We start from the raw sequence: 8,054 nt of genomic DNA, 5'->3' as shown, positions 1-8,054 counted from the left end.
GCGTTCATCGACAACGAAAGCCGGGTCAACAAGGACACGGTCTTCGACTTCACCTCGACCAACGACATCATCGGCGGCAACTCGGGCTCGCCCGTGATCAACGCCGACGGCGAGGTGATCGGCGCGGCCTTCGACGGCAACATCCACTCGCTGGGCGGATCATTCGGTTATGACGGCGAGCTGAACCGCACGGTGTCCGTGTCGACGGCGGCCATCACCGAGGCGCTGCGGAACATCTATCCGCAGCCGCGTCTGCTGGAAGAACTGGGCGTCCGGTAAGACCCATCAGGTCCCTTCTCCCCTTCGGGGGAGAAGGTGGCCGCCGGAGGCGGTCGGATGAGGGGGCTCCTTCCGCGCGCGCGTCGCCGGACCGGGGCCCTTCGTCCGACAACCCCCTCATCCGTCATGCTGCGCATGACACCTTCTCCCCCGAGGGGAGAAGGGTAAGGTGGCGCGACCGCGCCGTTCGGAGATCATCATGCGTCACTTCACCCCCGCCCTCGCCGCCGCCCTTCTGACCCTCGCCGCCGGCGCCGCCCGTGCGGAGGAAGGCATGTGGACCTTCGACAACTTCCCCATCGCCCGCGCCAATGCGACGCTGGGCACGAACATCGACCAGGCCTTCCTGGACCGGGTGCGGCTGAGCTCGGTCAAGTTCGGCGGCTGCTCGGCGGGCATCGTCTCGGGCGAGGGGCTGGTGATGACCAACAATCACTGCGTCGCCACCTGCGTGGCCAATCTGTCAACGCAGGCCGTGAACTACGCAGAGACCGGCTTCACCCCCCGCACCCGCGAGGAGGAGCTGAAATGCCCCGGCGGCACGGCCGAGATCCTGACGGACATCTCCGACGTCACCGAACGGATGCACGCGGCCGGCGCAGGGCTTGAGGGCCAGGCCTTCACCCGCGCCCGCGACGCCGAGGCGGGCCGGATCGAGCAGGAGGCCTGCGGCGCCGCGACGGACAGGCGCTGTCAGGTCGTGAGCCTGTACCGGGGCGGGCAGTTCAAGCTCTACACTTACAAGAAATATTCGGACGTCCGGCTGGCGTGGGCCCCCGAGGACCGGGCCGCGACCTTCGGCGGCGACCTCGACAATTTCAGCTTCCCCCGCTTCGCCATCGATGCCGCCTTCATCCGGCTGTACGAGAACGGCGCCCCGGCGGCGACGCCGACCCATTTCACCTGGAAGGCCGACAAGCCGGTCGAGGGCACGCCCGTCTTCGTGTCGGGCAGCCCCGGCGCGACCCAGCGCCTGCTGACGCAGGACCAGCTGTTCACGATCCGCGACGTGGTCCTGCCGATGGACCAGCTGATCGCCTCGGAACTGCGCGGACGGCTGATCCGGTTCTCGGAGGAGAGCGAGGAGAACGCCTTCATCGCCATGGATCCGATTGTCGGCCTCGAGAACACCTACAAGCGCGGCCTGGGCCGGATGCGGGCCCTGGTCGATCCGGGCTTCATGGCGACGCGGGCGGCCAATGAGGCCGACTTCCGCCAGCGCTACGCGGCGCGGACCGACACGAACGGCGCCGATCCCTGGGCCGAGCTGGCGGCGGTGCAGCCGATCATGCGCGAGACCTATGCGACCGTGGCCCTGCTGGAAGGCGGGACGGGCGCGGGCACGACCCCGGTCGCCGGCGGGTCGCAGCTGTTCAACTGGGCGCGGACCATCGTGCGCGGCGCGCAGGAGCGGGAGAAGCCCTCGGCCGAGCGCCTGCCCGAGTTCGCCGACAGCCGGCTGGCCGGGGTTCAGTCGGGCCTGTTCGCCGAGCGGCCCGTCTATCCGTCGCTGGACCAGGTCCGCATGGAATGGTGGCTGTCCAAGACCCGCGAGTGGCTGACCGTCGACAATCCGGCCGTCCGCGGCCTGCTGGGCAATGAGTCGCCGGAAGCGCTTTCGGCCCGTCTGGTCAGCGGCACCAAACTGGCCGACCCGGCCGTGCGCCGGGCGCTGTGGGAGGGCGGCCTGGCCGCCGTCGAGGCCTCGGACGACCCGATGATCCAGTATCTGCTGTCGATCCAGGACGAGACCCGAGCCGCCCGGTCGGACTGGGAGAACCGGGTCCAGGCGCCGACGGACCGCGCCTCGGAACGGCTGGCCGCCGCCCGCTTCGCCGCCTATGGCGACGCCGTCTATCCCGATGCGACGGGCACGCTGCGCCTGACCTACGGCAAGATCGAGGGCACGGATGTTCCGGGCCAGCGGTTCGGGCCGTTCACCACCTTCGACGGCCTGTGGGACCGGGCGACGGGCGCGGCGCCGTTCGACGTGGCGCCGAAGCTGCTGGCCGCGAAGGACCGGATCGACGGGGACACGGTGCTGAACATGGCGGTGTCCTCGGACACCATCGGCGGCTCGTCGGGCTCGCCCGTGGTGACGGCGGCGGGCGAGATCGTTGGAGCCAATTTCGACTCCACCGTCCTGACCCAGCGCAACGCCTATGGCTATGACCGCAACGTCAACCGCTCGGTGATCGTGACCACCGGCGCTGTGACGACGGCGCTGCGGGATGTGTACGGGATGGACGGGCTGGTGCGGGAACTGGGGGTTCGGTGAAGGGATGAGGGACGAGGGACGAGGGATGAAGCTCCGGCTCGGAAACATAATCCCTCATCCCTCATCCCTCACATCTGATCCTAGATCTGGCTCATCTTCTGCTGGGCCTTCGAGAAATACTGCCAGCCGGTCCACAGGGTGACGAGGGCGGCGATCCAGATCAGGATGTAGGCGAAGGTCTGGAAATGCGGCTGCCATTCCAGCGGCAGGCCGAAGCCGTCCCACAGCAGGGCGATCTGCAGGGCGCCGAGCGCGATCATCTGCAGCACGGTCTTCCACTTGGCCAGCAGGGTGACCGGCAGCTTGACCTTGCCGGCCACGGTTTCGCGCAGGGCCGAGACGGCGAACTCGCGGAACAGGATCAGGCCGCAGGGGATGGCGATCTGCGGCAGGGCGCCCCAGGCCAGGACGCCGAGGACGGCTCCCGTGACCAGAATCTTGTCGGCGATGGGATCGAGGATGGCGCCCCAGCGGGTCGTGGCGTGCCAGCGCCGCGCCAGATAGCCGTCGACCCAGTCGGTCGAGGCGGCGACCACGAAGATGACGAAGGCGGTGCGGCCGAAGCGGAACTGGTCGTCGGGGCTCAGATACTCGGACAGGAAGGGAATGCCCTGCGGCGCGGCGCCCGCCAGGATCAGGAACATGATGACCCCCGCGATCAGGCGCAGGCCGGTCAGGATGTTCGGAATGGGATTGGCGTGGGGTGTGGGTGTCATAAGGGCGCTCCGATACCTCAACGCGATCTGCCACGCTTCGCTGCATGAAGCGAGGCGTCTGGTCCCGCCGACCTAGTCCAGCACCTCGAACCGGGCCCCGCGCAGGGAGCGCAGGATGCCGTCGGCGATGCCGAAATGGACGCCGCTGAGCGCCAGCGTTCCCGCCGCCTCGCGCTCGGCGATCCAGGGGAAGGTGCGCAGATTGTCCAGCGACAGCCGGACCACCGCCTCCTCGGCCATCTGCATCAGGTCCTCGGGAGGGCATGTCTCGCAGACGTAACGGACGGCTTCCCGGCCCTGCGCCACCCAAGGGGCCACGAAGTCCTGACAGTCGGCGGGGGCGCCGTGGATCATGGCGTTCACCCCGCCGCAAAAGGCGTGGCCCATGACCATGATGCGCGAGACGTTCAGCACCTTGACCCCGAACTCCAGCGCCGCCGAGACGCCGTGCAGGTGGCCGTCCGGCTCGTAGGGCGGGACCAGATTGGCGACGTTGCGGACCACAAACAGCTGGCCCGGCGCCGCGTCGAAAATCAGGGCCGGATCCGCGCGGCTGTCCGAACAGGCGACGACGAGGGTATGGGGTCGCTGCCCCTTGGCGAGCGCCTCATACTCGGCCCGGGCCTCGGGCCAATGGTCTTCGCGAAAGCGGCGGTAACCGGAGAGCAGGGCGTCGCGGGATTCGTCGGTCATGGACGCCGGTATAGGCAATCTCCGGCCCTTGGGGGAGAGGCTGCGAACAACCGCCCGCCGGGTCACCAGCCGGATTCGTAGTATCCGAGAACCTCTTCGGTCAGCATCAGCGGGACCATGGCGCCGCGTGGCAGATAGGTGCCGACCCAGACGTCATAGTATCCGGACGCGGGCCTCAGGATCGTGATGTCGGCTTCGACCCCCTCGGCCTCGCTGTCGTCATTGCACAGCCATTGGCCGTCTGGAGTGCGGACGAGAAGCACGGTGTCGAGATCGTCCTCGGGGCGGGTGGCGAAGATGAGCGGATAGGTTCCGGCCTGGTAGTGCACCTGCAGGGTCGGCTCGTTCGATACGAAGCCGACGCAGTCGGACGGCAGTTGGGTCTTTTCGAGATCGATGGCCCCTCCGGCCGGCGCCTGGAAAACACGCGGATCCGGTGTGAAACCCGTCACGAGATCGATGTTGCCCAGGACGGGATAGGCGTTGTGATTCTGCGCCGCGGCGGGCCCCGCGACCGTCATGAGGGCGACAACGGCGGCGATCGCGCCGCCGAAGGCGCCGGCCGCTCCGCGCCGGCCTAGCATCGCCGCAGATCCGCGGTGCTTGCGGCGCGGAGAACGACGACGCCCTGGCCGATATTTCGTTTCTCGTGCGGGGCCAACCGGAACCAGGTCGGCGTCTGGCCTTCATAATTCATCCACGACGCGCATCGCGGCTCGGCCGTCGTGTTCTCGAGGAAATAGTAGGTGCCGGCGTTTTCCAGGCGTTCGCCGTAGAATATCACGCCCTCATTGAGGGGGGTGTAACGCACCACCTCCGGGGTTACGCAGCCCCCCAAAGCCATCAGGGCCACGAACAGTCCGGATTTCTTGTACGCCACGAAGCCCCCTCAGGTTTTCAATTGCCGGACCGAGGGTATGTGATGCTCCGGGGATGTCCACCCGCGACGGCGGACGGCCCCACCCGATGCGAGCGTCTCACCTCACCAGCTCGGGATGACGCGCTTCGAAGACGGCGAAATCATCCGCCACATCGATATCCTTTCCGCGGGCCCTGACGAGATCCTCCCGGCCGCCGTCGTCTCCGAGCGCCAGACGGGCCATGCCGAGTCCATAGATCGAGGCCGCCAGGTCGGGCATGCCGGCCAGGGCGCGTTCGTAGTCGGCCCTGGCCTCGGCGTAGCGTCCCATATGCAGCAGGACCATGGCGCGGCTGTCGATGTAGGCGGGCTCGCCGGCCGCGAGAGCCCGGTCGCAGTCAGCCAGCGCCCGTTCCAGGTCGAAGCCGGCGGTCGCCTGGGCCCAGCAGACGGAGTTGGCCATGTCCGGATCGTTCGGGTCGATGTCCCGCATGGCGGCGAAGTCGCTGCGCGCGCCCTCGCTGTCTCCGACGGATGCCCGAACCTGGCCGCGCAGGCTGGAGAGATAGGCCGCGCCCGGGGCCGCCGCGATGGCGCGATCAAGGGCCGGTAGAGTCTGCCCCGGCGCGCCGGCCTGCCTCTCCAGACGAACGAGGCCGTCGAGGGCCGTGGCGTCGGTCGGATCGGTCTCGAGCCGCGCGGTCATCAAGGCGCGGGCCTCGTCGACGCGGTTCAGCCGGATCAGGGCCAGCAACTCGCCATAGGCGGCGTAGGCGCTGTCAGGCGTCAAAACCTTGTACGCGCGATAGTCGGCGAGCGAGCGGTCCCAGCGACCCAGCTGGTAATAGGTTGCGGCGCGAGCCGACAGGGCCGTGCCGTCGGACGGGTCGAGCCGCAGCGCCACCGAGAAACTGACGATCGCTTCGCCGTATTTGCCCTGGCCGTATGCCGCCATGCCCTGACCGAGGGCCGCCGCCTTGTCAGCCGGGTCCAGATCCACCGCATGGTCATAGTCAGCCCGCGCGCCGTCGAAGTCGCGCATCGCGGTCCGGACGTCGCCGCGCGCCCGCACGACTTCCGGATTGTCGGGCTCCCGTTCGATGGCCGCATCGAGCAGCGCGAGGGCGCCATCCCGGTCGCCGCCGCTGCTCAGGCGTTCGGCGCGCTCTATCAGTTCGGCGGTGTCGCTCGCCCCCGGCTGCTGGCGGGCGGCGTCGCCGCTGGTCGCCGCATAGTCGGCGGGCGCCCGCAGGCGCAACGGCAGAGCGGATGAGTTTTCCGCGCGGGTTCGCGTCGCGGCCATTTCCGCCGCGGTGACCTCGCGTACCAGGCTGGTGGTGATCAGCGTGAACTCGGCGACGCCGTTCTCCAGTGCGCCGCGTCGCTCCACCCGATAGCCGCCGCCTTCCAGCACCTGGTCGCCGCCTTCCAGCTGGAAGCCGCGGCCGTTGTGAGGAAGGGTCACGCGGTAGGCCGAGCGGCTCATCATCGGATGGCTGATCGCATAGGGATGATCCTTGAAGCGCGCCAGGATGCCTTTGCGCTCCGCCATCGTCGGCAGCTCAAGGGCGGATTCCGGGAAGGCCATGAGCCGGCCCGCCGGGCCGTTGACCCAGCTCATCCGCGTCGTGCCGCGCATGATGAGGTGAATGACGTTGGCGGGCTCGTCGTAGAGGGTTTCCACGGTGTCGATCGTGGTCCCCGTTTGGGGCCCGCCCCACTGCGCCTTGAGCATGGTCTCAAGCTGATCAGGCGGAATGTTTCCGAGCTGGCGGCGCATCGACGTCGCATAGTCGCCGGTATAGGCGACATCGAGTATCAGGCCCGCGTCAGCGTCGATGCCGGCGGTCGCGTCGATGTTCACCACCACGTCGATGGTGGGAACGGTCAGCGGCGGCTGAACGATGGGCTCGAGGCCCGCGCCGTCCCGCCGCACCGGCAGGCCCCAGGAATACGGCGGCGGAACAAGACCCGCCAGACTGCGGTCTCCGATCCCGGTGCCGTCCATCCAGTAGTTCGCGCCGTCCACGGTCGCGCGGACAATGACATGGTCAAACCAGGCCATGAGCGGCAGCTGGGCGTCCAGCCCGTCGCCCCAATTGGTGCTGACAAGGGTCGCTTCGGCCTCGATGCCCAGACCCTTGAGCAGCGCCAGCAACAGCACGGTCTTGCCCTTGCAGTCGCCATAGCGGCTACGCCAGACCTCGTCAGCGGTCATCGGGACGTAGTTGCCCTCGCCCATGGACAGGGCGAGATAGCGGACCTGATCCTCGACCAGCCGCAGGGCGGCCATGGCGCGCGCCGCGTCGGTGTCGTTCGCCGCACGAATGCGTTCGATCTCGGCCAGCAGGGGCGAATCCGGCTCCAGCGTCGCGCCGGCTTCATAGAGAGGCGCCATCATCCGGGAGGCGTCGGCCCAGGACCCGAAATCAGTGAACTGGACGGTGCGGGAAAGGCTGAAACGCACAGGCAGATCATCAGGAACCCGCTCGGGCGTCAGGTTGCGGGCGTCAATCTCGTACAGCCAGTCACGTCCGTTCCGGCGCGGAAGGACGTCCGACCAGGGCGCGGAGGCGACGACCCGCATCGGATGCTCGTCCGACCAGCTGGCGCGCAGCCGATAGTGATCGACCGTCTGACCCGAACCGGATCCGTCGAAGGACTCCAGGTGGGGCGCCAGTACGCCGTTGGTGTCGTGAACGGTAAAGGCCAACTCCAGAATGTCGCCGACGCGAAGGTCGCGGGGCTGAAGGGTCGCCGTCAGCTGTCCGTCCATCATGGCGTCTTCAAGATTGTTCTCGCGGCGGATCGTCTCGAAACTCTGGCCAGCGAGAACATCGATCGTCTGGCCGTCGCGGACGATGTGCAGGGCATGGACCTGAACCGTCTCCCGCGGCGGACTCCACACCAGATTCACCGTGCCGACGCTGCCCAGCCCTTGCCGCGTCAGCACCTGAAAGCGCTGGAAGGTGTAGGTGTGGGTTCCTTCGGCGTCGAAACGAAGCTGATGGTCGATCACCAGGGTGCGCAAGGCGGCGTCGCCAGTGGCCGGAGCAGGCGCATCGGTCAGGGCCGGCTCGACCCAGTCCGGCGCCGGCGCGCGCACGACTTCCTGGGCGGACGCCACGTCCACGAGCATGGCAAACGACGCGGCGACCGCCGCGAACAGACTTCTAATCATTGATGCATCCCCCCACTGCTGTCCCGAATAGCACGGCAGGGTGGAATC

At 68.1% G+C, this 8,054-nt stretch carries 7 protein-coding genes; 2 read left to right on the top strand and 5 right to left on the bottom strand.

Going from position 1 to position 8,054, the window contains the following annotated elements:
• Together V6M42_RS07180 and V6M42_RS07175 are read left to right on the top strand one after the other, a co-directional pair.
• A partial coding sequence (locus V6M42_RS07180) for a S46 family peptidase (RefSeq protein WP_332678004.1) occupies positions 1 to 279 on the top strand: 279 nt, incomplete at its 5' end.
• A gap of 199 nt (positions 280 to 478) precedes the next feature.
• Positions 479 to 2,557, top strand: coding sequence for a S46 family peptidase (locus V6M42_RS07175; protein ID WP_332678002.1), 2,079 nt, complete (start codon positions 479 to 481; stop codon positions 2,555 to 2,557).
• Positions 2,558 to 2,637: 80 nt separating this feature from the next.
• Here the strand turns inward: V6M42_RS07175 and pgsA are convergent, their stop codons facing one another.
• From pgsA to V6M42_RS07150, 5 genes are all read right to left on the bottom strand, one after another.
• The gene (pgsA, locus tag V6M42_RS07170; protein ID WP_332658556.1) at positions 2,638 to 3,273 is read right to left on the bottom strand and encodes a CDP-diacylglycerol--glycerol-3-phosphate 3-phosphatidyltransferase; all 636 of its coding nucleotides are present in this window, start codon (positions 3,271 to 3,273) and stop codon (positions 2,638 to 2,640) included.
• A gap of 72 nt (positions 3,274 to 3,345) precedes the next feature.
• The gene (locus tag V6M42_RS07165) at positions 3,346 to 3,966 is read right to left on the bottom strand and encodes a carbonic anhydrase (protein WP_332678001.1); all 621 of its coding nucleotides are present in this window, start codon (positions 3,964 to 3,966) and stop codon (positions 3,346 to 3,348) included.
• 62 nt (positions 3,967 to 4,028) lie between these two features.
• Positions 4,029 to 4,550: a peptidase S1 gene (locus V6M42_RS07160; RefSeq protein ID WP_332677999.1), complete on the bottom strand. Its 522-nt coding sequence runs from the start codon at positions 4,548 to 4,550 to the stop codon at positions 4,029 to 4,031.
• On the bottom strand, positions 4,544 to 4,846 hold the full coding sequence (locus V6M42_RS07155; RefSeq protein WP_332658559.1) for a hypothetical protein: 303 nt from the start codon (positions 4,844 to 4,846) through the stop codon (positions 4,544 to 4,546). Before V6M42_RS07155 ends, V6M42_RS07160 begins: the two co-directional genes overlap by 7 nt.
• Before the next feature lie 97 nt (positions 4,847 to 4,943).
• On the bottom strand, positions 4,944 to 8,006 hold the full coding sequence (locus V6M42_RS07150; protein WP_332677997.1) for a DUF3857 domain-containing protein: 3,063 nt from the start codon (positions 8,004 to 8,006) through the stop codon (positions 4,944 to 4,946).
• Between the last annotated feature and the right edge of the window lie 48 nt (positions 8,007 to 8,054).

Origin of the sequence: Brevundimonas sp. (genome assembly GCF_036677305.1) — a bacterium.
Lineage (GTDB): Bacteria > Pseudomonadota > Alphaproteobacteria > Caulobacterales > Caulobacteraceae > Brevundimonas.
The sequence above is the reverse complement of the archived record's forward strand: the minus strand, read 5'-3'. Positions and strand labels throughout refer to the sequence as shown.